Here is a 24,960-nt window from a genome sequence, read left to right as displayed (position 1 = left end):
TTGGCTCCAACAAAGCGTTGGCCAAGCGATGACGTTGCGGTACGACACCATCTCGTTCCTGTCTGATTACGGGTTGAGCGATGAGTTCGTCGGGGTGGTGAAGTCGGTCATCCGCTCGATCGCTCCCGAGGTTGTCGTGGTGGACATCACCCACGACGTTGCCCCGCACGATGTCAGGGCAGGGGGCCTGGCTCTCGCCCGCAGCGCCCAGTACCTGGTGCCCGGCGTTGTGCTGGCGGTGGTCGACCCTGGGGTGGGCAGTGATCGCCGAGCGGTGGCGGTGGAAGTGGGCGATGGCACCTCGGTGCTGGTCGGGCCCGACAACGGTCTGCTGGCCCCGGCCGTGGCCATGGTCGGCGGCGCCACTCAAGCAGTCGAACTCACCGCCGAGCACTATCACCTGCCTTCTGCCGGCCCGACGTTCGCCGGCCGCGATGTGTTCGCCCCCGCGGCGGCCCATCTGTGTTTGGGCACCGACCTCAGTGAACTGGGGACTCCGATCCCGGTGCATTCCCTTACTCCTGGCGTGGTGCCGGTCAGCCGGACTGACGGCGAGACCATTCATTCCGAAGTGCTGTGGATCGACCGGTTTGGCAACTTGCAGCTCAACCTGGACCCCGCCGAGATGGATCCTTTGGGGGCCACCCTGCGGCTCACTGCCGGCGACATCGGTCGCAACGCCCGGCGGGTCAACAGCTTCAGCGACCTGGGGAGTGGCGAATTGGGGGTGCTGGTAGACTCGTACGGCCTGGTGGCCGTCGCCGTCAACCGGGGATCAGCTGCTCTGGAGTTGAGCTGTGTGGAGGGAGACTCCATCACCGTTGAATCCGGCGGACCCGCTCCGGCCATCCCGGTCCAACTGCAACCCAAACGATCGGATGAACTGGCATGAGACCCGGAACAACCATCGCCATCGCCATCTTGTTGTTGGCCATCCTCATCGCGGCGGCTATTCAATTGTTCGTGCTCGCTCGGTAGTCGGCCATGCCCATCGATGAGATCCTCTACCCGGTGAACCTTCGGGTTCTCGGCCATCGCTGCCTGGTTGTGGGAGGAGGGCAGGTGGCGTTGAACAAGGCCGATGGACTGCTGGAAGCCGGAGCGCAGGTAGACGTGGTCGCCCCCGACGTGATTCCTGAATTGGAGGCCCGACCCGGCGTCACCGTCGATCGCCGCCCCTACCGCTCGGGCGACGTCGAGGGCTACCGACTGGTAGTGGTGGCCACCGGACATGCCGAGGTCAATGCCGAGGTCTACCGCGATGGCGAGGCGGCCGGAGTGTGGGTAAACAGCGCGGACGATCCCGATCACTGCTCGTTCACCCTTCCCAGCAGATTGCGCCGAGGATCGCTGCTGGTGACCTGCTCGACGGGAGGGCACAGTCCGGCGTTGTCACGCTGGCTCCGCCAGCGCCTGCAAGACGAGATCGGCCCCGAATACGAGACCCTGTTATGCCTGCTCAGCGAGGCGCGGGAGCGTATTCAGTCGGCGGGGGTGCACACCGAGGGTCTGGCTTGGCAAGATGTAATGGATTCGGGGATGCTGGAGTTGATCCGCTCCGGCGAAACCGGACAAGCGCAAGCAAAGATCGACCACTTGGTCGACAACACCCTGATGTAGGCGAGAGTCTGGCAAAACGTGTCTGTACTGGCGATAGGCCTCAACCACCGCTCGGCACCGCTCGGCCTTCTCGAGCAGATGACCATCGATGAGTCCTCCCTGCCCAAGGCACTGGCCGACCTGATCGGTCGAGAGCATGTTTCCGAGGCGGTCGTGCTGTCCACTTGTAATCGCATCGAGGTTTACGTCTTTGCCGAGACCTTCCACGGAGCCTTCCAGAATGCGCGGGATTTCCTCTCCGAGACCGCCCATGTGCCCCCCGAGCAGTTCAGCGATGCGCTCTATGCCCACTATGAGGCCGACGCCGTGTCGCACCTTTTCTCGGTGGCCTGCGGCTTGGACTCAGCCGTGCTCGGAGAGAATGAGATCCAAGGGCAGGTCAAGAGCGCATGGGAAACCGCGCGGTTGGAGGGCACCAGCGGCTCGTCGCTGAACAACCTCTTCCGGCACGCCGCCGAGGTGGGCAAGCGAGCCCGTACCGAGACCGGCATATCCCGTCATATCACCTCGGTCTCCCAGGCGGCGGTGGCCTTGGCCACCGAGCGGCTAGGCGGTTTGGCCGGCCGCCGGCTGATGGTGCTGGGGGCCGGGGACATGGGTGAAGGCATGGCTGCCAGCCTGGCCAAGAGCGAGGCGGCCGAAGTTGTGGTGGCCAATCGCACCACCGGTCGGGCCGAGGAATTGGCACAGCGGATCGGAGGTCGTGCAGTGGGCCTCCACGAGATGTCCGCCGAGTTGGCGGTAGTGGACGTCCTGCTCACATCCACCGGTGCATCGTCGATGATTCTGGAGCATTGCGACGTGGCCGAGATCATGGCTGAACGGGCCCACCGCCCGCTTTTGATAGTGGACGTCGCGGTGCCCCGCGATGTGGATCCCGCGGCGGGCGATCTGGACGGGGTGACCCTGCTGGACATGGATGATCTGCGGGCCTTCGCTGATCGGGGACTGCGAGAGCGCCGCGCCGAGTTGGACCGGGTGCGGGGCATCATCGACGACGAACTGAACCGCTATCTGGACCACAGCTCGGCCCGCGAAGCGGCCCCTTTGATCGCCGCATTCCGGACTCGGGCGGAGATTCTGCGCAAAGAGGAGCTGGACCGCCATGCGGGTGGGCTGTCCCCGGCCGAGCGAGAAGCGGTGGAAGCGGCCACTCGGGGTCTGGTGGGCAAGCTCCTGCATGAGCCCACCGTGAGGCTGAAAGACGCCGCCGGATCGCCGCGCGGCGACCGCCTGGCCGAAGCACTCCGGGACCTCTTCGATCTCTAAGCTTTCCCTCATGTTGCGCGCCGCCACCCGGGGGAGCGCCTTGGCCCGCTGGCAGACCGCTCACATCGCCGAACTGCTGGGAAGCGCCGCCTCGGTCCAGCCGATTCTGGTCACCACCGCCGGCGACCAGTTGGCCGACGAGCCCATTTCGGCCATCGGCGGCAAAGGAGTTTTCGTCAAAGAAGTTCAAGCCGCAGTGCTCGACGGCCGAGCCGACATAGCCGTCCACTCGGCCAAGGATCTGCCGGCAGCCACCCCCGACGGGCTGGTGATTGCCGCGGTGCCCCTCCGGGCCGATCCCCGAGACGCGCTGGTCGGCTGCCGCTTGGCCGATCTGCCCGAAGGCGCATTGGTGGCCACCGGTTCAGCTCGCCGCCGAGTCCAGCTGCGGGAGATCCGTCCCGATCTGCGATTCGCCGAACTGCGGGGCAACATCGGCACCCGGCTGGCCAAAGCCGCCCACTACGACGCGGTGGTGATTGCCCAGGCTGCACTGGAACGCCTGGGCGAGCACCCGCCGGTGGTCGACGTACTGGACTGCGAGACCATGGTGCCCCAAGTGGGCCAAGGCGCCCTGGCGGTGGAGTGCCGAGAAGACGACCACAAAGTCCGCGCCTTGCTGGCCGCCATTGAAGATTCCACCACCCGTCGGGTGGTCGATGCCGAGCGGGCCTTCTTGGCTACCCTGGGCGGCGACTGCACGCTGCCTGCCGGCGCCCACGCCCACATCCAGGGTTCCACGCTGGCCATGCGAGCGGTGCTGGCCGACGGTCCCGACGGCCGGTGCCACACCGCGGTGGGCGAAGGAGAAGACGGGGAGGCCTTGGGGCAGCGCTTGGCCCGCCAGTTGCTCGATACGGTGGCCTGGTGACCGTTTATCTGGTTGGTGCAGGGCCGGGGGATCCCGCGCTCTTGACCCTGCGAGGGGCAGAGGTGCTGGCCACTGCCGATGTGGTGGTCTATGACCGGCTCTCGGTGGCTACCTTGCTCGACTTGGCTCCGGCGGAGGCCGAGCGCATCTCGGTGGGCAAACAACCCGGCGGGCCCCGCACCTCCCAAGAGGACATCAACGCCTTGCTGGTGGCTCGGGGCCAGGCTGGGCAGCAGGTGGTGCGGCTCAAAGGAGGCGACCCTTTCGTGTTCGCCCGCGGCGGTGAGGAGGCCGCCGCGCTGGCCGCCGCCGGCGTCGCCTTCGAGGTCGTACCCGGGATCACCTCGGCGGTGGCCGTTCCCGCCTATGCCGGGATTCCTGTGACCATGCGGTATTCCTCCACCTCCTTCACCGTGGTTACCGGCCACGAGGACCCGGCAAAGGGGGAGGGGTCGGTCAACTGGGAGGCGGTTGCCGCCCTAGGGGGAACGGTGGTGGTGCTCATGGGCGCGGCCCGCTGCCGCGCCATCTGCGATCGGATCATCGCAGGGGGCATGGATCCCGACACCCCGGCGGCTGCGGTGCAGTGGGGCACCCGCCCCAACCAGCGCACGCTGCGGGCCACCCTGGCCACCCTGGCCGACCTCGATCCCCAACCGCCGGCCACCATCGTCATCGGCGAGGTGGCGGCCTCCGATCTGGCCTGGTACGAGAATCGACCCCTGTTCGGCCGCCGCATCGTCGTGACCCGGGCGCGGCCTCAAGCCGCCGCGCTGGCCGCTGATCTTCGGCAACGGGGGGCAGAGGCCATCGAACTGCCGGCCATCGCCTTTGAGCCCCCCGAGGACGTCGACCGCCTCGCTCGGGCCGCGGCCGAGGTCGGCCACTACGACTGGGTGGTGCTCACCTCGCCCACCGGGGTGGGCCAGTTCTTCGAGCACATGCGGGATGCCCGCAGCCTGGGGGGAGTGCGGGTGGCCGCCATCGGCCCGGGCACCGCCGCGGCGCTGGCCGAGCGCAACGTGGTTGCCGACCTCGTCCCCGACCAGTACGTGGCCGAGGCCCTCCTAGAGGCTCTGTCTGAAGAGGTTGGGCCCGGCGGGCCGGGACGAGTGCTCATCCCCCGGGCCGAAACCGCCCGCGACGTGCTGCCCGATGGTCTGGCCGCCGCGGGCTGGGATGTGGACGTGGTTCCCGCCTACCGAACTGTGGCACCGGCACCCGATCCCGACGCGGCGGCCCTGCTGGCCGATGCCGAGGTCATCACCTTCACATCGTCGTCCACTGTCACCAATTTCGTGGACGCCTACGGCGCCGACGCGGTGCCCGAAGTGGTGGCCACCATCGGCCCCATCACTACGGCCACCGCCCGCAACCGAGGGCTGAAGGTGACAGTGGAAGCCGCCGAGCACACCGTCGACGGCCTGATCGCCGCCCTCGAAGCCTTCTTCGCCCGCTGAGACCCACCGGGTTCCCGCTGCCGAAATGGAAGAACTCAAACCCTAGGATCGCGGGCATGGTCACCAATCGGGGGTTGTTCGAGCGGGCGCAACGGGTGATTCCCGGCGGGGTCAACTCGCCGGTGCGCTCGTTCCGTTCGGTGGGCGGAACCCCGTACTTCGTGGCTCGGGCCGAGGGGCCCTACGTGTGGGATGTGGAGGGTCGCCGCTACATCGACTACGTGCAGAGCTATGGACCCGGCATATTGGGCCATGCTCATCCCGCAGTGACCGAAGCGGTGGCCAAGGCCGCCGCGGATGGCACCAGCTACGGGGCGCCCACCGAGCGCGAGGTGCTGCTGGCCGAGTTGCTGTGCGACCGGGTGCCGGGAATGGCTTGGACCCGGCTCACTTCCAGCGGCACTGAGGCGGCCATGGCCGCCATCCGGTTGGCTCGGGGGGCCACCGGTCGCACCAAGATCATCAAGTTCGCCGGCTGCTACCACGGTCACAGCGACGCTTTGCTGGCCGCCGGGGGCAGCGGGGTGGCCAATCAAGGGCTGGCCGATTCGGCTGGCGTCACCCCCGGAGCGGTGGCCGACACCGTGGTGGCCCCCTACAACCAGGTTCCCGCGGTGGACGACAAGGTGGCTGCGGTGGTGGTGGAGCCGGTGGCAGCCAACATGGGGGTGGTGGCCCCGGTTCCCGGCTTCCTGGAAGGGCTGAGAGCCGCCTGCGACCGGGCCGGTGCCCTGCTGGTGTTCGACGAGGTCATCACCGGCTTCCGGTTGGCCCCCGGCGGAGCCACCGAGTGGTTCGGGGTGGCCCCCGACCTGTGGTGTTTCGGCAAGGTGGTGGGCGGCGGCTTGCCCATCGGCGTGTTCGGCGGGCGAGCCGATCTCATGGAGTACCTCGCTCCGCTGGGCGGCGTGTACCAAGCCGGAACCCTGTCGGGCAATCCCTTGGCCACCGCGGCCGGTTTGGCCACCCTGAAGCAGCTCACCCCCGACGCCTACCGCACCCTCACCGACACCGCGGCCCGATTAGCCGACGGCATGAGCGCGGCGGCCACCGCGGCGGGAGCTGCCTGCACCGTGCCCCGGGTGGGGTCGTTGCTCGGGGTGTTCTTCTGCGCCGACGCGCCCTCCGAGTTCGACCAAGCCAAGGCCGCTGCCGAAAACAGCGTCTATCCCCGGGTGTTCCACGCCCTCCTCGACGCCGGGGTGGCATTCGCCCCCGGGCCCTACGAGGCTCTGTTCCCCAGCTTGGCCCACACCGACGACCACATCGACACCACGGTGGAGGCGTTCGCTGCCGCGGTGGGGCGGTAAGCGGACGGGCCAGTCTTTAGGGCGACGCGGCCATGGTGGCCCGGGCGGCCGCCTTGTAGATGTACTCGGCCGGCCCGGGGTCGTCGGGGTCCATGAGATTGGCCATGATCCGCAGGGCCCACTCCATGGCGGGGCGAGACTGCATGCCGATACGGGTGAGTTCCCGCAGCAGCGCGGGCTTTCCGATCAGCCGGGCGAATATCCGGGCCACCCGGAAATAAGCCCCGTAGTTCTCCTCCAGCAGCTTCGGGTACTGCCAGATCACCCCGCCGTCGCCGGTAGCGATGGCTTCGGCCACCAGGTCGGCGGCCATCTTCCCGGTCTCGTAGGAGTAGTCGATGCCCTCGCCGTTGAACGGATTCACCGAGCCGGCCGCGTCCCCCACCACCAGATAGTTCGGCCCCACCTTTGGGTTGACCGACCCGGCCATGGGCAGGCGCCCTCCCACTGGCTCCATGAGCGGCCGGTCGGGATCGATCTCCCAATAGCCGGGCAGGGTGGCCGCAAACTCCCGCATCAAATGAGAGGTGTTCACCGAGGTGTAGTCACGGAAGGTGGACAACAGCCCGACGCCCACGTTCACGCAACCGTTGCCCAGCGGGAAGATCCAGCCGTAGCCGGGCAGCGAGTTCCCGTTGCGGTCCCTCATGTCCAGCGCGCTCTCGATCCACGGCGTGTCGTGCAGCGGACTCTCGAAATAGGTGCGGATGGCCATGCCCTGGGGGTATGCCCGGTCTCGGGCTGTTCCCAGAGCCCGGCCGAACCGGGAGTTGGCCCCGTCAGCCACTGCCACATAGCGGGCTTGGATTTGGCAGGCGCGGCCGGTGGACTTGTTCACTACCTCAGCCCCGTCCAGCAGCCCGTTGACCAGGACCGGCTGGGTGGCCTCAGTGCCCAGCAGCATCTCGGCCCCGGCGGCCACCGCGTGGTCGGCCACCATCTGGTCGAGTTCCCGCCGTCGCACCACATAGCCGTAGTCGGGAAACACCGGGTGCTGGGGCCAGGCTAGCTCCATGGTGCGCTTGTGGGCCACGGCCCGCAGGCCCCCGTAGCGGTGGTAGCGGGTGAGCTCGTCGCCCAAGCCCATGTCGCACAGAGATTTGACCGCCCGAGGGGTCAGCCCGTCACCGCAGGTCTTGTCGCGGGGAAACTCCTTGCGCTCAACCACCACCACGTCGAGGCCGTGGCGGGCCGCCCAGTAGGCGGTGGCTGCCCCCGCGGGACCGCCGCCGATGACCAGCAGGTCACGGCGCGAGCTCAGCTTGCTCCGATCCCGGCCTCTTCCAGGAAGCCGTCCAACGTGCTGCCGAAGGTCCCCCCGATTTCAAACTCCAAATCCTCGGTGATGACTTCTTCAGCTTCGAAGAGCTCTTCAAGCTCGTGCAAGCCGGCCAACTCTTCTTCATCCCCGAGTTCCTCGGCGCCACCAATCTCGACCCGCTCAAAGTAGACCACCGCCAAGATCTCCCGGGCGCTCAAATCTTCCCCAAAGGAGGGCATGCCCCCTTCGGACTCGTCCCCCGCGTCGTTGTAGACCCCCCCTGCTTCTGGGGGCGAGCCGTTGACGATCCAGATGACATGGTCCTTCCAGTCATTGAATCCTTCAATAACCTCACCGTCGCTTAACGCCGGGCCGACTCCGCCGCCGCCCTCGGCGCCGTGACAGCCGGAGCAGCCGCCGTCGCCCTCGTAGACCTCCCGGCCCAGAGCGATGATCTCGCTGTCCCGCGGCGGGGACTCCAGTGTGCCGGCGAAGATGATGGCCCAGAACGGCAGGAAGATGAGCACGGGCACGGCCCACACTGGGATCTTCTTGCGGGCGAGTGCGGCTTGAACCCACGGCTTGACCGGTTCGGGTTGGGGCTCGGGCTCCGGTTCCAGATCGGGAAGCTCGGGCAAAGAAGGTCCCGCCGCGGCCGCCGGCACCTCGGTTTGAGCCACCGCGGGAGCGGCGCTGGTCTCCGATGGCGGTACCTCTGCCGCCGGTTCATCGCCCGTGGTCGCGCCGAGATCCCGGCGACGATCTGCCGATCGTTTCAGCAGATGCTCGGGTACTTCTACCAACGCTCCTCCGGTATGACTCCCAGCCGGCACCTCAGCCAGCCCCGTGCCACATTAGGCCCGCCTGACGCTAGCGGCCTAACCATTGCTCGCAGTGGCTTTGGTCGGCCAAAACGGGGGGTGAGGAGCGGTCACTTTGATGTGTAGAAGTGCAGGGTGGGGCTACTACTATCAATCGCGACCGCACCCACGAGGGGAGGATCGTGGCCGCGCAGAGGCCCATAGACATCGCCGTCACCAAGTTCTACATGGCCCTCGGAGGATGCTTCGTCCTCTACTTGGCGCTGTGGGCCTTCATCGCCGTCCACCAGTACGACGAAGGCTTGGGCGCGCCTTACTTCAATGTGGCTCTCACCGCCTCCTTGGTGGTCAGCGTGTTGGGCATCGTTGCCTTCCTGGAGTACGCCCGTCGCCGCCCGGTGGGCAAGTACCACACCTGGGGCGAGGCCATGTTTGGCGCCGCGTTGGTCTTCTTCCTGCTGTTCTGGATCTATGGCGTGGTGCCCCACCAGTGGCTGGTGTACGCCGACAGCGAATTGGGCTGGCGCAAAGACCGCTTGATTGAGGGCTACTACGTGGGCAATCAGGGCATCATCTCCTGGGCTCTGCCCTTCGACCTGCCCTACCTGATATTGCGCGATGTGGTGGCGGTGTTGATCTACGGTTTGGCGTTGGCCGGGAACATTGCCGGCTGGATGGTGTGGCAGAACCGGGGCAAGACCGCTCCGGTCGAGGTGGAGAAGTCCGAGTATGGGCGACCGATCGTGAGAGAGGGGGCGACAAGCTGATGGCCAGCAGTGATGCCAACCCCCCCATGCCGGAGTTCCGCGACGACTACGTGCTGGTCGAGGTGGACAACGACTACCTCCAGAGCAAGGTCAAGCCCAAGCAGTTCATCCACATCGATCAGTCCGAGTGCATCATGTGCGAGGGATGCGTGGACATCTGCCCGTGGAAGTGCATCCACATGGTCACTCCCGAGGCGGTCGACGTGGCGGTGGGTGCCGAGCAGCCCGGCGTCGACCCCAGCGACCATGTGATCTTCACCATCGACGAGGACGCCTGCACCCGCTGCGCCTTGTGCGTGGACCGGTGCCCCACGGGGGTGATCACCCTGGGCCGACTGGGCGACCCCGGAGGCGATGGCGATCCCCATCAGCGAATGACCAGCTACGGCTACGGCTACGGCATGCGGTTGACCTAGAACTTAGGCCCGGAACGGATAAGAGGACTCAGGAGCAACGTGGCAAAGCAGCCCAGACCACCGGCAAGCGAGCGAGCCAAGCAGGCCGCGAGCCAAATGATGAGCGACATGCAGGGTTCGCAGGCCTGGTCGTCCATCTTCCGCCCGGGGTCGATCTTCCGCAAGGGCTACAGCGACAGCCCCAGGAACCGCAGCTACGTGATCATGAACAGCGTGCTGTACCACCTCCACCCGGTGAAGGTGAAGCGCCACGCGGTGAAGGTCAGCTACACCCTGTGCTTGGGCGGTCTCAGCTTCTTCTTGTTCATTCTTCTCACCGTGACCGGCATCTTCTTGATGTTCTTCTACCGGCCCACCGCGACGCAGGCCTGGGATGACATCTACGTCCTCCAAACCTCGGTCGCCTTCGGGCTGCTGGTGCGCAACATGCACCGATGGGCCGCCCACCTCATGGTCATCACGGTGTTCTTGCACATGGCCCGGGTCTTCTACCACGGGGCCTACAAGCCACCACGAGAGTTCAACTGGGTCATCGGCGTCATCTTGCTGACCCTCACCCTGCTGCTGTCGTTCACCGGCTATCTGCTCCCCTGGGACCAGCTGGCCCTGTGGGCGGTGACGGTGGGAACCAACATGATGGGGTTCACCCCGGTATTCGGCGATCAAGTGCGCTTCGTGCTACTCGGAAGCGTGGAGATCGGCACCGACACGCTGCTGCGCTGGTATGTGCTGCACGTGCTGATGCTGCCCTTTGTGATCGTCATATTCATGGCCATCCACTTCTGGCGAGTAAGAAAGGACGGAGGTATTTCCGGGCCGCTCTAGAAGCGACGTCGCAACGACGCTTCTGGCCCGATCCGAGAGCCCATGGCGGAAGTCCCCGAACACCTCCTGAAGCGAGCCCAAGAGGCCCGTGAGCGCGCCGAAGCCCAAACGGGCGGCGGAGGCGAGGCCGCGCCCGAATCCTCTGGCGCGGCGTCGTCCGAACCCGCCGGCGAGGGCGACTCGGGCGGCCCCAAGATCCCCGACCACTTGCTCGACCGGTCGAAGTCGGCCCGCGATCAGGCCGCGGCCGGCGGTGCTGCTCCTGCGGCCGCCGCGGTGGCCACTGCGCCGATGCCCGCCGGTCCGGCTCAGCCCGAGCCCACCGGCCCCGGCGGGGGCACCCAGCGGCTGCTCACCGTGGTCAAGTCGGGCTCCATCCAGGACGTCAAGGCCACCCCCACCGACAAGGTCCACGTGTGGCCGCACCTGCTGGTGGTGGAGTTCGTGGCCGCGCTGATCTTCACCGCCTTCACCCTGATCTTCTCCATCTTCGTGAACGCCCCGCTGCTGGAGCTGGCCAACTTCAACGAGACGCCCAACCCCTCGAAGGCCCCGTGGTATTTCCTCGGCCTCCAGGAGCTGCTCACCATGTTCCACCCGATGGTGGCGGGAGTGACCATCCCCGGAATCGCGCTGTTCCTGCTGATCCTGGCCCCCTACGTCGACCGCAACCCCAACAAGAAGCCCGAAGATCGCAAGTTCGCCATCTCGCTCATGACCATCCACCTGATGTTCTGGGCGATCCTGGTGCTCATCGGCTCGTTCTTCCGAGGCCCCGGATTCAACTTCGTCTTCCCGTGGGAAGTCGGCCTCTTCTTCGATCTTTAGGGACTGACTATGGGTGTCGCACTCTCCATCGCCATACCGATCATCGTGGTGGCCGCAGTGATCGTGTTGATCGGCGCGGCCCGACGCCGGGAGACCATGGCGGCCGAAGGGCGACTCACTCGGGAGACCCGCCGGCGGGACCGGGGCCGGGTAGACATCGACGATTCTGCCGGAGCAGTCGACACCCCCACCGGACGAGAGGTGGAGCGGGCTGCGGTGCTGGCCCGGCAGACCGCGGGTACCGAGTTGGTGGAGGCCGCCGATGCATCGGTGGAGGAGTGGACCCCGCCCGATCCTGACGCCGTCGGGGTGAGCCGCCGCCAGTTCTTGAACCGCAGCACGGTGGCCATGATGGGCTTCAGCCTTACCGGTTTCGGCGCGGCTTGCGTGGCGTTTCTGTGGCCGCCGTTCGTCACTGGCTTCGGCGCTGATGTGAACGAGGGCTTGATCGACGACATCAAGCAGAGGATTCGAGACGAGAACGGCTTCTTGTACCTGCCCAATGCCCGCGCCTGGGTGACGGAATTCCCCGCGGCGGCCCTGCCCAAGGCGCAAGCTACCTACAGCGCTCCCGAGCTGGTCGGTATGGAGGCGGGCCTGGTGGCCCTGTTCCAGAAATGCCCCCACCTGGGCTGCCGGGTACCGCAGTGTGAGACCTCGCAGTGGTTCGAGTGTCCCTGTCACGGATCCCGCTACAACCAGGTGGGCGAGAAGCGGGGCGGACCGGCCCCCCGGGGCATGGACCGGTTTGCCATGTCGGTGAATTCCCGAGGCGAGTTCATCATTCGCACCGGCACCGTTATCCAGGGTCCGCCCATCGGGGTGAACACCACTGGCCAGGAGCCTGAAGGGCCGAGCTGTCTTGGGGGAGCATCGCACTGATGCACCTGTTTGCCGCCTCAACCCAGCGCAATCTGGGCATGGCCATAGCCGTGGTCGCCATCGTGGGCTTCGCCATCTACCTCATCTACAACGTGTTGTGGGCTGGCCGGAGGGAAAAGGGCTCAGAGGTGGATCTGGCTCCCAACCGCAAGCCCTATCTGAGCGACGAGGAGTTGGAAACCTCCAAGCTCGACTTGGCCTTGGTCAGCGGCCTGGTCACCCTGGTGATTATCGGTGTGGCCCTGCCCCTGTATTGGCTGGGAGAGCCCGGACGCCAACAGGGGTACTTGGAGGACTCCCGTCGGCAGTTCACCAGCCGGGGTGGTGAGCAGTTCGAGGAGCGATGTGCAAGCTGTCACGGCGGCGGTGGCCTGGGCGGCACCACGGCAACTTCTATTACTGACGACAGCGGCAACTTCATTGCCGCTGTCGAGTGGGAGGTTCCCGCGCTCACCACCACGCTGTACCGCTTCTCCGAAGAAGAGGTGCGCCACATTCTCAACTACGGCCGCCCGCCCACCCCCATGCAGGCCTGGGGCGCCCCCGGCGGCGGCCCGCTCACCACCCAGCAGGTAGACGAGCTGATCCAGTACATCCAAAGCATCCAGCTCGACCCCGGGGAAGTTAAAGAAGAAGTGATGGCTGGCCTCATCGACCAGGTGCGCGATGACGTGTTGGATGCCAACCCGGATCTGAAGTGGCGACATATTCGGGCTCGTATTGGGGTTAAAGTCGCGACGAGATATGCAGGCGAGGACGAGGCTGCTATCGAAACAGCCGCGATGGCGCTCGTCACAGTAGAACAAAAGCTCCAGGAAACCAGCGAGCAGTACATACGCGATCTGGCATCACCCGACCGAGGAGAGCTGTTGTTCAACAACGGGGTTTACGGCTGTGCCCGGTGTCACACGCCGCGGGACTCGTGGCGGTTCACTGGACCCGAAGAAGAACGGGGTGCAGGTCCGGTGGTTTTGTTGAAGGATTCTGAGGAAGAAGCCGCAGTGATTGCTCGGCTGGGCAACTTGATTCCCGAATACATTCCCGGAGGGGGGGCGTTTGGGCCCAACCTCACCAACGGTGCCACCCTTCGACAGTTCGACACCGCCGAGGGTCATGAGGGCTTCGTCACCATCGGTTCCCAAGAAGGGGTGGGCTACGGCAATTTCGGCCAGGGCGACGGCGGGGGCCAGATGCCGGCTTTCGGGGAGTGCGTTGGTGATAGGGACTCCAGTGAGCGCAGTCCCATCCATGGTTTCTGCATCTTGGAAGACGGCAGCGACCGACCGGGCATGCTGAGCGACGAGGACATCGCCGACATCGTGGCTTACGAGCGGTCGGAACGCTTCAACCAGCCAGCGGCCGAAGCTGAGCAAGGGTCGTGAGCATGGCCTCAGTATTCTCCGCAGTGAGCGCCCTGGGGGCCATCTCGTTCGACAACGAGATCCGCGGCCTGCTCACGGTGCTATTGGGCTCGGCCATCCTCATGGGGTCGGTGTGGCTCATCATCTCCACCAACACCGGCTTCCGCCTCGGAACGCTCATCGCCATTTCGGCCATCTTCGGGTGGACGGTGATGATGGCGTTCATCTGGTCGCTGTACGGCATCGGCCTCCAAGGGGCCCGGCCTACCTGGGAAGTCCAGGCCATCCATATCGGCAACCCATCGGTGACCGAGGACGAGGGCAACCCGTCCCCCGAGATTCTCGACGATCTGCCCAACCCGGTGAACTGCGCCACCTTGGGTGCCCAAGACTGCCTGCCCAAGGCCATTCAGATCGTCCGCGATCTGGGCAGCACCACCCAACAGGATGAGCTGGATTCCGTCGACGAGGCCGCCATCCGAACCGAGCTCTCCGCCTTCAACGACCCCTTGGCTGAAGACGACCCCCGCAAGCTCTTGACGGTCGATTCCGGGGAGTCTCCAGAGTGCGAGTTTGAGAAGAGCCTCAACGGAACCTCGGTAAAGGAAGAGCATTTGGAATGCGAGGTGCAGCGCTTGGCCGCAGAACAGCGCATCCGCAACGAAGACCTGACCCTGAGCGAACTAAAGGGCGTCGCTCCCGACCTCATCGAGAATGCCCAGAGTCGAGGCTGGCTGGAACTGGGCGACTGGAACCTTCAGACCACCCAGGCCGCGGGAGAGGCCATCACCGCGGCCAGCGATTATCTCGCCGAGGCCGATCTGGGCTTTGCCGAGACCGACGATCAGAGCAACACCTTCGTGGTGCTGAATGCCTACCAGCAGGGAGGCAAGCCAAAGCGGCTCAACAATGGGGTGTGGGAGCGGGTCAGCAACAAGGTCATCACCAGCGCTATGCCGCGCCACCCCACCAACTACACGGTGGTGCAGGTCCAGCGGTCGATCTACAAGGAGCCGGTGGCCGGCCAGGCGCCGTCTCCCACTGAGGTCGACCCCGACGAGCCCGTCATCTCCGTGCTTATGCGGCGCAACCTGGGCCGGTTCCGCCTGCCCGGTATTCTGGTGACCATCGGCTCCGGACTGTTGTTCTTGGCGTCGCTGCTGATGCTTCACACCCGCGACCTGGAAGTCCGCCGTCGCCTGGAGGGCGAGGGCGCGGCCCCATGATCGTATTGGGGGGGTAGTCCGCGATGACCGGCCAGTACCTGCCGATCTTCGCCCTCGGAGTCTTGGCCGTGCTGTTCGCCGCCTTGAGCTTCGGCGCCTCCCGGCTGCTGGCTCCCCGGCGCCAGACCAAGGCCAAGCTGGCCCCTTACGAGTGCGGGGTGGAGGAGAGCACCGACGCCCCGGAGCGGTTCGGGGTCCGGTTCTTCCTCATCGCCATGATCTTCATCGTCTTCGACATCGAGATCATCTTCCTGTACCCCTGGGCAGTTTCCTATCGGGATCTGGGGCTGTTCGGATTGGTGGCCATGGGGATATTCGCCCTCGCGGTGTTCGAGTCGTTCGTCTACCTCATCGGCAACGGCGCCCTCGATTGGGGGCCGTCCCGCCCCATCTGGCGGCGTGACCCGCAGGTGTCGGCTCGCCGCACCAGCGACACCACCATCCGCCGAGTGGGTTTGGACGGCAGAAGTGCCCCGGAGGAGGCAGCATGAAGCTGCCTTTGCTGGGTGATCCCAAGGCCGTCATCGATCAGGGGCTCGAAGGGGTCGATCACAACTTCGTGACCGGAAAGCTCGAGGATCTGGTCAAGTGGTCCCGGGCCCGGAGCTGCTGGCCGGCCACCTTCGGCTTGGCCTGTTGCGCCATCGAGATGATGGCCACCGGCGGCGCCCACTACGACTTGGCCCGCTACGGCATGGAGGTGTTTCGGGCCTCTCCCCGCCAAGCCGACCTGATGATCGTGGCCGGCCGGGTCTCCCAGAAGATGGCCCCCATCCTGCGCCGCATTTACGACCAGATGATGGAGCCCAAGTGGGTGATCTCCATGGGGGTGTGCGCCTCCAGCGGCGGCATGTTCAACAACTACGCCATCGTGCAGGGAGTGGACCAGATCGTGCCGGTGGATGTCTACGCCCCCGGCTGCCCACCGGGCCCGGAAACCCTCATGCACGCCATCTTGACCCTCCACGACAAGATCACCAGCGGGGAGATCACCCGTCGCCGGGACGAGACCGGGGCGGGGGCCAACCTCACCGTCGACCAGCGCGACGGCCAAAGTTCGACGGGCGTGGTCATTCGTACATGAGCGACTCGGTGCTGCATGTGCCCCGCGAACAGCTCATCGAGACGGTGAGCGGCTTGCGCGATGAGGGCTATGCGTCGGCCCTCGACGTGACTGCGGTGGATTATCTGGAGCACCCCGGTCGCACCGACCTGCCCCCCGAAGTGACCCCAGAGCGCTTCGAGCTGGTGGTCACCCTCATCTCCCACACCGCGCCGGGTCGCACCAGGCTGAGGGTTCAGGTGCCAGCCGACGATCCCACTGTTCCCACCCTGTTCGACCTGTATCCCGGCACCGAGGCCTTGGAGCGGGAAGTGGCTGACATGTTCGGCATCGTCTTCGAAGGCCACCCCGACCCTAGCCGCATCCTCATGCCCCCCGACTGGGAAGGCCATCCGCTGCGGAAGGACTTCTCTGTCGGGCAAATACCTGTCCAGTTCAAGGCGACGAGATGAGCACCGCAGACACCACGGTGGAGATGGCCACCGACGAGGCCGTGCGACGCCGGGACGACAGCGCCGTGCTTCGCATCAGCGAGGACGATGGTGAGCGCCTGGAGGCCGAAGCTGGCACCAGCGACACCAGCATGATCATGAACATGGGGCCCCAGCACCCCAGCACCCACGGCGTGCTGCGGCTCATGCTGGAGATGGAGGGGGAGACCGTGATGCGGTCCAAGCCGGTCATCGGCTACCTCCACACCGGCATGGAGAAGACCGCCGAGACCCTCACCTACCTCCAAGGCCCCACCAACGTCACCCGCATGGACTACGCCTCCCCGCTGTTCAGCGAACTGGCCTTCTCGATGGCCACCGAGGCGCTGCTGGGCTTGGAGCTTCCCCCCCGGGCCACCTGGATCAGGATGCTGATGTGCGAGCTGAACCGCATCAGCTCCCATCTGCTGTTCCAGGCCACCAACGGCATGGACATCGGCGCGGTGTCGATGATGCTCTACGGCTGGCGGGAGCGGGAGGAGGCCCTTCGCCTGCTAGAGACCATCACCGGCCTGCGGATGAACCACAACTACATCCGGCCCGGCGGTGTGGCCGCCGACCTGCCCGACGGCTGGCGCGACGAGGTCCTCACCCTGATCGACGCCCTGCCCGCCCGGCTCAAGGAGTTCGACACCCTGCTCACCGGCCAGCCCATCTACCGGGAGCGGTTGCAGGGCGTGGGGGTCATCAACACCGCCGAGTGCCTGGCCTTGGGGGTCACCGGGCCCATACTCCGCTCCACCGGATACGCCTGGGACCTGCGCCGCGACATGCCCTATCTGGCCTACGACCAGGTGGACTTCGACGTGGTGGTGGGCACCTACGGCGACTGCTTCGACCGCTACGCCATCCGGCTGAACGAGATCAGGGAGTCCATCCGCATCCTGGCCCAGATCCTCGACCAGATGCCCTCCGGCGACTACCGCGTGCAGGACAAAAAGGTCACCCCGCCGCCCCGCGCCCGCATCGACGAGTCGATGGAGGCCTTGATCCATCACTTCAAGATCTTCACCGAGGGATTCAAGGTGCCCGCCGGCGAGGTGTACGCCGCGGTGGAGTCCCCCCGGGGCGAGCTGGGCTGCTACATGGTGTCGGACGGCTCCGCGGTGCCCTATCGCATGCACATCCGCGGCCCGAGCTTCGTGAACCTGCAAACCCTGCCCCACCTGATGCGAGGCGGCATGGTGGCCGACGCGGTGGCCATCATCTCCTCGGTCGATCCCATCATGGGGGAGGTGGACCGCTAGCCATGGCCCGCCTCAACGCCAACAATCTCATGATCGCCCAGGAGATCATTGCCCGGTATCCGGTTCCCCGCTCTGCGCTCATTCCCCTGCTGCACGTGGCCCAAGAACAAGACGGTTACGTCACCGAGGACGCCATGGCCCACATCGCCGAACTGGTGGGCGTCACTCCCGCCGAGGTGATGGGCACGTGCAGCTTCTACGAGATGCTCAAGCGGGAGCCGGTGGGCGAGTACATGGTCAACATCTGCAACGGCATCTCCTGCCACCTACTGGGCTCGTCCGACCTGATCCACCACGCCGAGGCCACCTTGGGGGTGAGGCCCGGCGGGACCACCGACGACGGCAAGATCACCCTGGAAGCCGTGGAGTGCATCGCCGCCTGCACCGAGGCGCCCTGTCTCCAGGTCAACTACCGCTACCGCAACCGGGTCACCTCCGAGGACTTCGACCAACTGGTGTCGGAGTTGCGCGACGGAACCGCCAAAGTCGCTCCCCACGGCCAACTGGCCAAGGTTCGCCAGCACATCAGCGACGAACGCCGGGCCGGGGTGTCGCCCCCCGACGGCCAAGGCGAGCCCGCCTGGATGGCCCGCAACCCCTCTGAGAACGGAGCTGGCTCATGAATGCGCCCGCCCCCTCCGACTTGCGGATCATCACCTCCCGCTTCGACATCGAAGACGGCCACACCCTGGCCGGCTACGAGCGCACCGGCGGCTATGCCGGGTTGCGGCTGGCGCTGGAGATGGCCCCCGCCGACGTCCACGGCGAGGTTCGCACCGCCAGCCTGCTGGGGCGGGGCGGCGCCGGGTTTCCCGCCGGGGTCAAATGGGGGTTCTGCCCGCCGGGAGTGTGGCCCCGCTATCTGGTGGTAAACGGCGACGAGTCCGAGCCCGGCACCTACAAAGACCGCCTCCTCATGGAGCGCGACCCCCACCAGCTCATCGAGGGCTGTCTGATCGCCTGCTACGCCCTCGGCCTGTCGCAGTGCTTCCTCTATGTGCGAGGGGAGATGGCCCATGCCCAAGAACGGTTGGCCGCCGCCCTCAACGAGGCCTATGAGGCGGGTTACGTGGGCCGCAACGTGCTCGGTGCCCAGGATTTCTCGGTAGACATCACCCTCCATTGGGGGGCGGGGGCCTACATCGTGGGAGAGGAGACCGCCCTTATCGAAAGCCTGGAGGGCAACCGGGGGATGCCCCGGTTGAAGCCGCCCTATTTCCCGGCGTCCATCGGCCTCTACGGCAAGCCCACCATCGTCAACAACGTGGAGACCCTGGCCAATTTGCCGTGGATCGTGTCCAACGGCGGGGCGGCCTTTGCCGACATGGGGGCTGACAGCTCCACCGGCACCCGGGTGTTCGCGGTGTCGGGCCACGTGGTCTCTCCCGGGGTGTTCGAGGTGCCCTTCGGCACCACCACCTTCCGGGACATCATCTTCGACCCCCGCTACGCCGGCGGCATGCGCCCTGGCCGTACTCTCAAGACGTTCATCCCCGGCGGGGCCTCGGCACCGTGGTTCTTCGAAGAGCACCTCGACCTGCCCCTGGAGAAGACCACGGTGGATCAGGCCGGCTCCATGCTCGGCTCGGGTGCCATCGTGGTCATGGACGACACCACCGACGTGGTCAAGGCCTGCCACAACGTGGTGCGGTTCTTCGCCCGGGAATCCTGCGGCAAGTGCACCCCGTGCCGAGAGGGAACCTCCTGGCTGGAGAAGATCCTCAGCCGCATCCTGGCCGGCCAAGGCCGCCCCCAGGATCTGGACCTGCTCATGGACGTGTGCGACAACATCAGCCCCGGCATCCATTGGCCGCCCCGCCAAACCACCATCTGCCCGCTGGGACCGTCGGCCGTCTCGCCCATCGCCTCCGCCCTGGAGCGGTTCCGCAGCGAGTTCGAGGCCTATCTGCCGGCCACCGCGGTGACCGTCTCGGGGGTGGCATCGTGAGCGAGCAAGAGACCGTGGTCAACATCACCGTCAACGGCCAACCCGTGGAGGCCGAACCCGGCGAGTGGGTAATCGCTGCCGCCGAGCGGGCCGGGGTGTACATCCCCCACTTTTGCTACCACCCCCGCATGAACTCGGTGGGCATGTGCCGCATGTGCATCGTGGACATCGACACCGGGCGAGGCCCCGCCCTGCAACCCTCCTGCATGGTGGCGGTGAGCGAGGGCATGGTGGTGGACACCACCTCCGACCAAACCCGCAAAGCCCAAGACGGCGTGCTGGAGTTTCTGCTGTTGAACCATCCCCTCGACTGCCCGGTGTGCGACAAGGGCGGTGAATGCCCTCTCCAAGACCAGACCATGGCCTACGGTCCCGGTGAGAGCCGGTTCGTCGAAGAGAAACGCCACTTCGAGAAGCCCATCCCGGTCAACGATCTGGTGTATCTGGATCGGGAGCGCTGCATCCTGTGCGACCGCTGCACCCGATTCGCCGACGAGGTGGCCGGCGACCCGCTCATCACCTTCCAAGACCGGGGCGACCAAACCCAGGTGAACACCTTCCCCGATCTGCCCTTCTCCTCCTACTTCAGCGGCAACACCGTGCAGATCTGCCCGGTGGGTGCGCTCACCGCGGTGCCCTATCGGTTCAAGGCCCGCCCCTGGGATCTCACCGAGGTGGAGTCCACCTACCCCAACCCGATGGGCGACCGGGTGGTGGTGCAGGCCTCCCGCGATCAGGTACTGCGCTACCAGGGCGTGGACAGCGACGCGGTGAACTGGGGCTGGCTCACCGACAAAGACCGATTCGCGTTTGAGGCCACCGCCAGCGAGCTGCGGCTGCACACGCCCCTGGTGCGGGGCACCCCGCTGGGCCGAATCGACCCCGGTGGCAGCGAGCTGGTGGAGACCTCCTGGAGCCAAGCCCTCAACCTGGCCGCTGACGCCATCAAGGCAGCGGTGGCCGACAAGGGCCCCCAATCGGTGGCCGTGTTGGGCGGGGCTCGGCTGACCAACGAGGACCAGTACGCGTGGGCTCGGCTGGCCAAGGGGGTCATCGGCACCGACCACGTCGACGCCCAGCTCGACGACGGCCTGCCCGCGGACGCCGTGCTCAGCCTGCCCCGGGCCACCATCAACCGGGCCTGCACCCCCGGTGGCACCGTCATTCTGCTGGCCCCCGATCCCAAAGAAGAGCAGGGCACCCTCTATCTGCGGCTCCGTCACGCCATCATCAACGACGGCGTGCAGCTCATTGAGCTGACCCCCCGGGCCAGCGGTCTGAGTCATCTGGCCGCATTCCGGCTGCACCATCGCCCCGGTGAGGCCGCAGCCGTGGCCGCCGCCTTGATGGGGGGAGACATCGAGGCCGGACCCGAAGGCGACATCGGCGGCGCCCCTGCCGACGACGTGGCGGCCGCCGCCACGGCCATTGCCGACCGGGCCGACAAGCCGATCACCGTGATCGTGGGCCGCCCCTCGCTGGCCGAGTCGGCCGACTTCACCGTTGCCGCCGCGGCCGAGCTGGTTCGGTTTGCCAGTCTGCTGAGTGCCGGCGGACGGCCGGGCATCGCGTTCTTGCCCGCGCTGCACCGGGGCAACGTGCTGGGGGCGCTCGACATGGGCATGGCCCCCGGCCTGCTGCCCGGTCGGATCACCTTGGACGACGGCGGGCCGGCGCTGGCCGAGTCGTGGGGCTCGGTGCCCTCAACTTCAGGTGCCGACGCCCGCGGCATCCTGCAAGCCGCCGCCGATGGCCAGATCGACGTGCTGGTCCTGCTGGGCGCCGATCCACTGGGTGATTTCCCCAATCGAACGCTGGCCGATGAAGCCCTCAGCCGGGTGGGAACCATCGTCGCCTCCGATCTGTTCATGAACCCGTCTACGGTTCGGGCCCACATCGTGTTTCCTGCCGCCGGATTTGCCGAGCGGCGGGGCACCCACACCAACCTCGAGGGGCGGATCACCTGCCAGCGCCAGATCGTCACCCCGCCCGGCACTGCTCGGGCCGACTGGGCCATCGCCGCCGAGCTGGCCCGCCAACTCGGTGCTGATTTCGGTTTCGGCTCTCCCGAGGAAGTGTGGGACGAGATCACCCGAGTGGCTCCGTCGCACCAGAACCTGTCTATGGAAGCCATTGAGGCCTCTGACGACGGGGTAGTGGCCGCCCACAGCTCAATTGCCTTCAACCCGCCCGAGGACACCACCCCGGTGCCCCCGGTGGATGCCTACAGCCTGCGGCTGGTGGCGACCCGGCGCATGTACGACCGGGGCACGCTGGTCCAGCACGCTTCCTCCCTGGCCGGGTTGGCCCCCGCCGCCGTCCTCGCGGTGAACCCCTACGACTTCTCGCGGGTCGGCGTCGACGTGGGCACTGACGTGCAGGTGATCTCCAGCGTGGGGGAGATGGACATGCCGGTGGTGGCCGATCCCGGCGTCCCCCGAGGCACCGCGGCCTTCGGCTACAACTACCCCGATCTGGACGTGCGAGACCTCGTCGATCCCGATGCCGTGGTCACCGATTTGAGGATCCAAACCCGATGACCGCTGCCTTGGGCCCGAGTGTTTTCGGCCTCGACCCCTTGTATATCGGCGGGGTGGGCTGGGCCGAAGTGCTCATCACCCTGCTTAAGGTGGGGGTGGCCTTTGCCGTGTTGTTGGTGGCCGTCATGTTGATGATCTGGTTTGAGCGCAAGCTCATCAGCGACATGCAGAACCGCATCGGCCCCAACCTGGCCGGGCCGTTCGGCATCTTCCAGACGCTGGCCGACGGCATCAAGCTGTTCTTCAAAGAAGACCTCGTCCCCGAGCAGTCCGACCGGTTCGTCTTCAAGCTGGCCCCCTACCTGTCGCTGGTGCCCGCCTTCTTGGTGTTCGCCGTGGTGCCGGTGGGAGGCGACTTCAGCGGTGGCAATGGCCGGGTTTCACTGTTTGGCCATGAGACCCTCTTGCAGGTGTCCGATCCGCCGGTGGGGATCCTGCTGGTGCTGGCCATGTCGTCGGTGGCCGTCTACGGGGTCATGCTGGCCGGCTGGTCGTCGGGCTCCAAGTACCCGCTGTTGGCATCGGTGCGGGCCTCGGCCCAGATGGTGTCGTATGAGGCCGCCCTGGGCCTGTCGCTGGCTGCGGTGCTGTTGAAGTCGGGCAGCTTGTCCACCAACCAGATCGTGGCCGAGCAGTCGGTGTGGAACTGGAACCTGTGGGTCACCTGGGTGGTGCCCATGGTGATCTTTCTGATCGCGGCCACCGCCGAGCTGAACCGGCCCCCGTTCGACTTGGTGGAGGCCGAGCAGGAACTGGTCGGCGGCTTCCACACCGAATACAGCTCTATCCGGTTTGCCCTGTTCTACCTGGCCGAGTTCATGAACACCATCACCATGTCGGCCATCGTGGTGACGCTGTTCTTGGGCGGCCCCAACGGCCCCGACTTCACCACGGTGGGCTGGCTGTCGGGGCTGCTGTGGTTCTTCATCAAGCTGATGCTTTTCCTGTTCTCCTTTGTGTGGCTGCGGGCCACGCTGCCCCGCTTCCGCTACGACCAGCTCATGGACTTGGGCTGGAAGCTGCTCATCCCCCTGTCGCTGGGCTGGCTGCTGGTGCTGGCCTCCTATGACGTGGCCGGCGACCGGGGCTGGAACCGGGGCGCGGCGGTGATCGTGATGCTGGCCATCATGGCCGCCCTGGCCGGGCTGCTGGCCCTGGCCTTGCGGGCTGCCCGCCAACGCCGAGAACTCGATCCTCACGGAGGTTTCGCCTGATGGGATACCTCCAAGGATTCGCTATCACCCTGCGCAAGCTGCTCAAGGGCACTGAAACGGGCCGGGTGGTCACCACCCAGTACCCCGACGAGAAGCGTCCCAAGCCCGAGCGCTTCCACGGCCGCCATGTGCTCAACCGCTACGAGGACGGCATGGAGAAGTGCATCGGGTGCGAGCTGTGCGCCGGCGTCTGCCCTGCTCGCTGCATCTATGTGCGGGGGGCCGACAACCCGCCCGACGATCCCGTGTCGCCCGGCGAGCGCTTCGGCTACGTGTACGAGATCAACTACCTGCGGTGCATCCACTGCGACCTGTGCGTGGAGGCCTGCCCCACCGAGGCCATCACCGAATCGAAGCTGTTCGAGTTCTCGTTCACCAACCGGTCCGACGCCATCTACACCAAAGACGAGCTGGTGGTGGCCGACGACGGTAGGCCCCAGCAGCTTCCCTGGGAGCACTGGCAACCCGGCGACGACGAGCACACCTCGGCGTGGGTACGGGCTACATCGCCTTCAGGACAAGCTGCCTACGAGGGCAAGGTGGCCTGGTCGGGCGAGCTGGGGTACGGCATCCGATCACCTGAGCGGGGCCAGTCGGCAGATGATGAGGCCGACGATGCCGCCGAGGACCACAGCCAGCACCATGACGACGACCACGGAGGCCACCACTGATGGAGACCGCGGTCTTCATCGTGTGCGCGGCCATCGTATTGGCCGGGGCGCTGGGCGTGGTGCTGGCCCGCAACCCGGTTCACGCCGCGTTGAGCCTGGTGGGAACCCTGTTCGGCATAGCCGTGCTGTTCCTCAACCTGGATGCCCACTTCCTGGCCGCGGTGCAGATCATCGTCTACGCCGGCGCCATCGTGGTGCTGTTCTTGTTTGTGATCATGCTGTTGGGTGTCGACCGGCTCGAAGACCTGTCGGTGGAGCCCATAACCGGCCAGCGCGCGCTGGCCGCCTTGGTTGGCCTGGGCACCTTCGGGCTGGCCGTGGCTTTCTTGGTGACCAGCGACATCGGCCTAGTGGGCCACACCAAGGTCTTGACGCTGGATATCACCGACCAATACTCCAACCTGCACCAGATCGCCGACGTCTTGTTCACCGACTACGTGTACGCCTTTGAGGCCACCGCCGCCCTGCTCACCATCTCGGTGGTGGGCGCGGTGGTCATGTCCCGCCGTATGGCCCGCAGCGATGATGCGCCGGGGCCGGAAACCGCGGGGGACGACTGATGGTCACCGCCTCCTGGTATCTGATCCTGGCCGCCGGGCTGTTCACCATCGGCGCGGTGGGGCTATTGGTGCGGCGCAACCCGCTGATCATGTTCATGTGCGTGGAGCTGATGCTCAACGCCGTCAACCTCACCTTCATCACCTTCGGGCGGGAGCTCAACGACATCGGCGGGCAGGTGTCGGTGTTCTTCGTGCTGGTGGTGGCCGCCGCCGAGGTGGTGGTGGGCCTGGCCATCGTGGTGGCCATCAACCGCCGCCGCCCCCGAGCCACCGCCGACGACCTATCGGCGCTGAGGGGATAGCGCAGTC

General features: G+C 66.3%; 25 protein-coding genes and 1 pseudogene. 24 read left to right on the top strand and 2 right to left on the bottom strand.

Annotated features, from left to right (window positions below; genetic code table 11):
* Window positions 1-28: 28 nt before the first annotated feature.
* From ACOGI7_RS11995 to hemL, 6 genes are all read left to right on the top strand, one after another.
* Window positions 29-892: an SAM hydrolase/SAM-dependent halogenase family protein gene (locus ACOGI7_RS11995; protein WP_419848995.1), complete on the top strand. Its 864-nt coding sequence runs from the start codon at window positions 29-31 to the stop codon at window positions 890-892.
* Between the two features lie 92 nt (window positions 893-984).
* Window positions 985-1,620: a precorrin-2 dehydrogenase/sirohydrochlorin ferrochelatase family protein gene (locus ACOGI7_RS11990; protein ID WP_419848994.1), complete on the top strand. Its 636-nt coding sequence runs from the start codon at window positions 985-987 to the stop codon at window positions 1,618-1,620.
* 18 nt (window positions 1,621-1,638) lie between these two features.
* A complete protein-coding gene (locus tag ACOGI7_RS11985; protein WP_419848993.1) occupies window positions 1,639-2,889 on the top strand; it encodes a glutamyl-tRNA reductase in 1,251 nt (416 codons plus the stop codon).
* Window positions 2,890-2,899: 10 nt separating this feature from the next.
* Entirely contained in the window at window positions 2,900-3,760 is an 861-nt protein-coding gene (gene hemC / locus ACOGI7_RS11980) for a hydroxymethylbilane synthase (protein WP_419848992.1), read from the top strand.
* Entirely contained in the window at window positions 3,757-5,220 is a 1,464-nt protein-coding gene (gene cobA / locus ACOGI7_RS11975) for a uroporphyrinogen-III C-methyltransferase (protein ID WP_419848991.1), read from the top strand. The genes hemC and cobA overlap by 4 nt, the downstream gene beginning before the upstream one ends.
* A gap of 56 nt (window positions 5,221-5,276) precedes the next feature.
* Window positions 5,277-6,530, top strand: a complete 1,254-nt coding sequence (hemL, locus tag ACOGI7_RS11970) for a glutamate-1-semialdehyde 2,1-aminomutase (RefSeq protein WP_419848990.1) — start codon at window positions 5,277-5,279, stop codon at window positions 6,528-6,530.
* 16 nt (window positions 6,531-6,546) lie between these two features.
* On the opposite strand, the gene ACOGI7_RS11965 is transcribed toward hemL, so the two are convergent.
* Both ACOGI7_RS11965 and ACOGI7_RS11960 read right to left on the bottom strand, forming a co-directional pair.
* Complete coding sequence (locus tag ACOGI7_RS11965; RefSeq protein WP_419851504.1) at window positions 6,547-7,764, bottom strand: geranylgeranyl reductase family protein; 1,218 nt, start codon at window positions 7,762-7,764, stop codon at window positions 6,547-6,549.
* A gap of 23 nt (window positions 7,765-7,787) precedes the next feature.
* Window positions 7,788-8,624: a c-type cytochrome gene (locus ACOGI7_RS11960; protein ID WP_419848989.1), complete on the bottom strand. Its 837-nt coding sequence runs from the start codon at window positions 8,622-8,624 to the stop codon at window positions 7,788-7,790.
* A 170-nt stretch (window positions 8,625-8,794) separates the two neighbouring features.
* On the opposite strand from ACOGI7_RS11960, the gene ACOGI7_RS11955 reads away from it, so the two are divergent.
* The 18 genes and pseudogenes from ACOGI7_RS11955 (at window position 8,795) to nuoK (ending at window position 24,953) form a co-directional block, all read left to right on the top strand.
* The gene (locus tag ACOGI7_RS11955; RefSeq protein WP_419848988.1) at window positions 8,795-9,379 is read left to right on the top strand and encodes a hypothetical protein; all 585 of its coding nucleotides are present in this window, start codon (window positions 8,795-8,797) and stop codon (window positions 9,377-9,379) included.
* A complete protein-coding gene (locus ACOGI7_RS11950) occupies window positions 9,379-9,795 on the top strand; it encodes an NADH-quinone oxidoreductase subunit I (protein ID WP_419848987.1) in 417 nt (138 codons plus the stop codon). The genes ACOGI7_RS11955 and ACOGI7_RS11950 overlap by 1 nt, the downstream gene beginning before the upstream one ends.
* Before the next feature lie 108 nt (window positions 9,796-9,903).
* Entirely contained in the window at window positions 9,904-10,620 is a 717-nt protein-coding gene (gene extP / locus ACOGI7_RS11945; protein ID WP_419848986.1) for a selenite/tellurite reduction operon b-type cytochrome ExtP, read from the top strand.
* Between the two features lie 42 nt (window positions 10,621-10,662).
* Window positions 10,663-11,448 (top strand): menaquinol-cytochrome c reductase cytochrome b subunit, encoded by a 786-nt coding sequence (locus ACOGI7_RS11940; RefSeq protein WP_419848985.1) that lies wholly within the window; start codon window positions 10,663-10,665, stop codon window positions 11,446-11,448.
* Window positions 11,449-11,457: 9 nt separating this feature from the next.
* Complete coding sequence (locus ACOGI7_RS11935) at window positions 11,458-12,330, top strand: ubiquinol-cytochrome c reductase iron-sulfur subunit (protein WP_419848984.1); 873 nt, start codon at window positions 11,458-11,460, stop codon at window positions 12,328-12,330.
* Window positions 12,330-13,712, top strand: a complete 1,383-nt coding sequence (locus ACOGI7_RS11930; protein ID WP_419848983.1) for a c-type cytochrome — start codon at window positions 12,330-12,332, stop codon at window positions 13,710-13,712. Before ACOGI7_RS11935 ends, ACOGI7_RS11930 begins: the two co-directional genes overlap by 1 nt.
* A 2-nt stretch (window positions 13,713-13,714) precedes the next feature.
* Window positions 13,715-14,917: a hypothetical protein gene (locus tag ACOGI7_RS11925; RefSeq protein WP_419848982.1), complete on the top strand. Its 1,203-nt coding sequence runs from the start codon at window positions 13,715-13,717 to the stop codon at window positions 14,915-14,917.
* 23 nt (window positions 14,918-14,940) lie between these two features.
* Entirely contained in the window at window positions 14,941-15,408 is a 468-nt protein-coding gene (locus ACOGI7_RS11920; RefSeq protein WP_419848981.1) for an NADH-quinone oxidoreductase subunit A, read from the top strand.
* A gap of 68 nt (window positions 15,409-15,476) precedes the next feature.
* A pseudogene (locus tag ACOGI7_RS11915) lies at window positions 15,477-15,941 on the top strand (NADH-quinone oxidoreductase subunit B); the annotation flags it as partial.
* A gap of 56 nt (window positions 15,942-15,997) precedes the next feature.
* Window positions 15,998-16,432 (top strand): NADH-quinone oxidoreductase subunit C, encoded by a 435-nt coding sequence (locus tag ACOGI7_RS11910; protein ID WP_419848980.1) that lies wholly within the window; start codon window positions 15,998-16,000, stop codon window positions 16,430-16,432.
* Window positions 16,429-17,718 (top strand): NADH-quinone oxidoreductase subunit D, encoded by a 1,290-nt coding sequence (locus tag ACOGI7_RS11905; protein WP_419848979.1) that lies wholly within the window; start codon window positions 16,429-16,431, stop codon window positions 17,716-17,718. Before ACOGI7_RS11910 ends, ACOGI7_RS11905 begins: the two co-directional genes overlap by 4 nt.
* 2 nt (window positions 17,719-17,720) lie before the next feature.
* Window positions 17,721-18,341, top strand: a complete 621-nt coding sequence (gene nuoE / locus ACOGI7_RS11900; RefSeq protein WP_419848978.1) for an NADH-quinone oxidoreductase subunit NuoE — start codon at window positions 17,721-17,723, stop codon at window positions 18,339-18,341.
* Window positions 18,338-19,666 (top strand): NADH-quinone oxidoreductase subunit NuoF, encoded by a 1,329-nt coding sequence (nuoF, locus tag ACOGI7_RS11895; RefSeq protein WP_419848977.1) that lies wholly within the window; start codon window positions 18,338-18,340, stop codon window positions 19,664-19,666. Before nuoE ends, nuoF begins: the two co-directional genes overlap by 4 nt.
* The gene (locus ACOGI7_RS11890) at window positions 19,663-22,206 is read left to right on the top strand and encodes a molybdopterin-dependent oxidoreductase (protein WP_419848976.1); all 2,544 of its coding nucleotides are present in this window, start codon (window positions 19,663-19,665) and stop codon (window positions 22,204-22,206) included. The genes nuoF and ACOGI7_RS11890 overlap by 4 nt, the downstream gene beginning before the upstream one ends.
* A complete protein-coding gene (nuoH, locus tag ACOGI7_RS11885; RefSeq protein ID WP_419848975.1) occupies window positions 22,203-23,420 on the top strand; it encodes an NADH-quinone oxidoreductase subunit NuoH in 1,218 nt (405 codons plus the stop codon). Before ACOGI7_RS11890 ends, nuoH begins: the two co-directional genes overlap by 4 nt.
* Complete coding sequence (nuoI, locus tag ACOGI7_RS11880; RefSeq protein WP_419848974.1) at window positions 23,420-24,091, top strand: NADH-quinone oxidoreductase subunit NuoI; 672 nt, start codon at window positions 23,420-23,422, stop codon at window positions 24,089-24,091. Before nuoH ends, nuoI begins: the two co-directional genes overlap by 1 nt.
* Entirely contained in the window at window positions 24,091-24,651 is a 561-nt protein-coding gene (locus tag ACOGI7_RS11875) for an NADH-quinone oxidoreductase subunit J (protein ID WP_419848973.1), read from the top strand. Before nuoI ends, ACOGI7_RS11875 begins: the two co-directional genes overlap by 1 nt.
* Complete coding sequence (gene nuoK, locus ACOGI7_RS11870) at window positions 24,651-24,953, top strand: NADH-quinone oxidoreductase subunit NuoK (protein WP_419848972.1); 303 nt, start codon at window positions 24,651-24,653, stop codon at window positions 24,951-24,953. The genes ACOGI7_RS11875 and nuoK overlap by 1 nt, the downstream gene beginning before the upstream one ends.
* Window positions 24,954-24,960 lie beyond the last annotated feature (7 nt).

The sequence above is a fragment of the Candidatus Poriferisocius sp. genome (genome assembly GCF_965204145.1).
GTDB lineage: Bacteria > Actinomycetota > Acidimicrobiia > Acidimicrobiales > Bin134 > Poriferisocius.
This window is presented reverse-complemented; position numbering and strand designations above follow the sequence as displayed.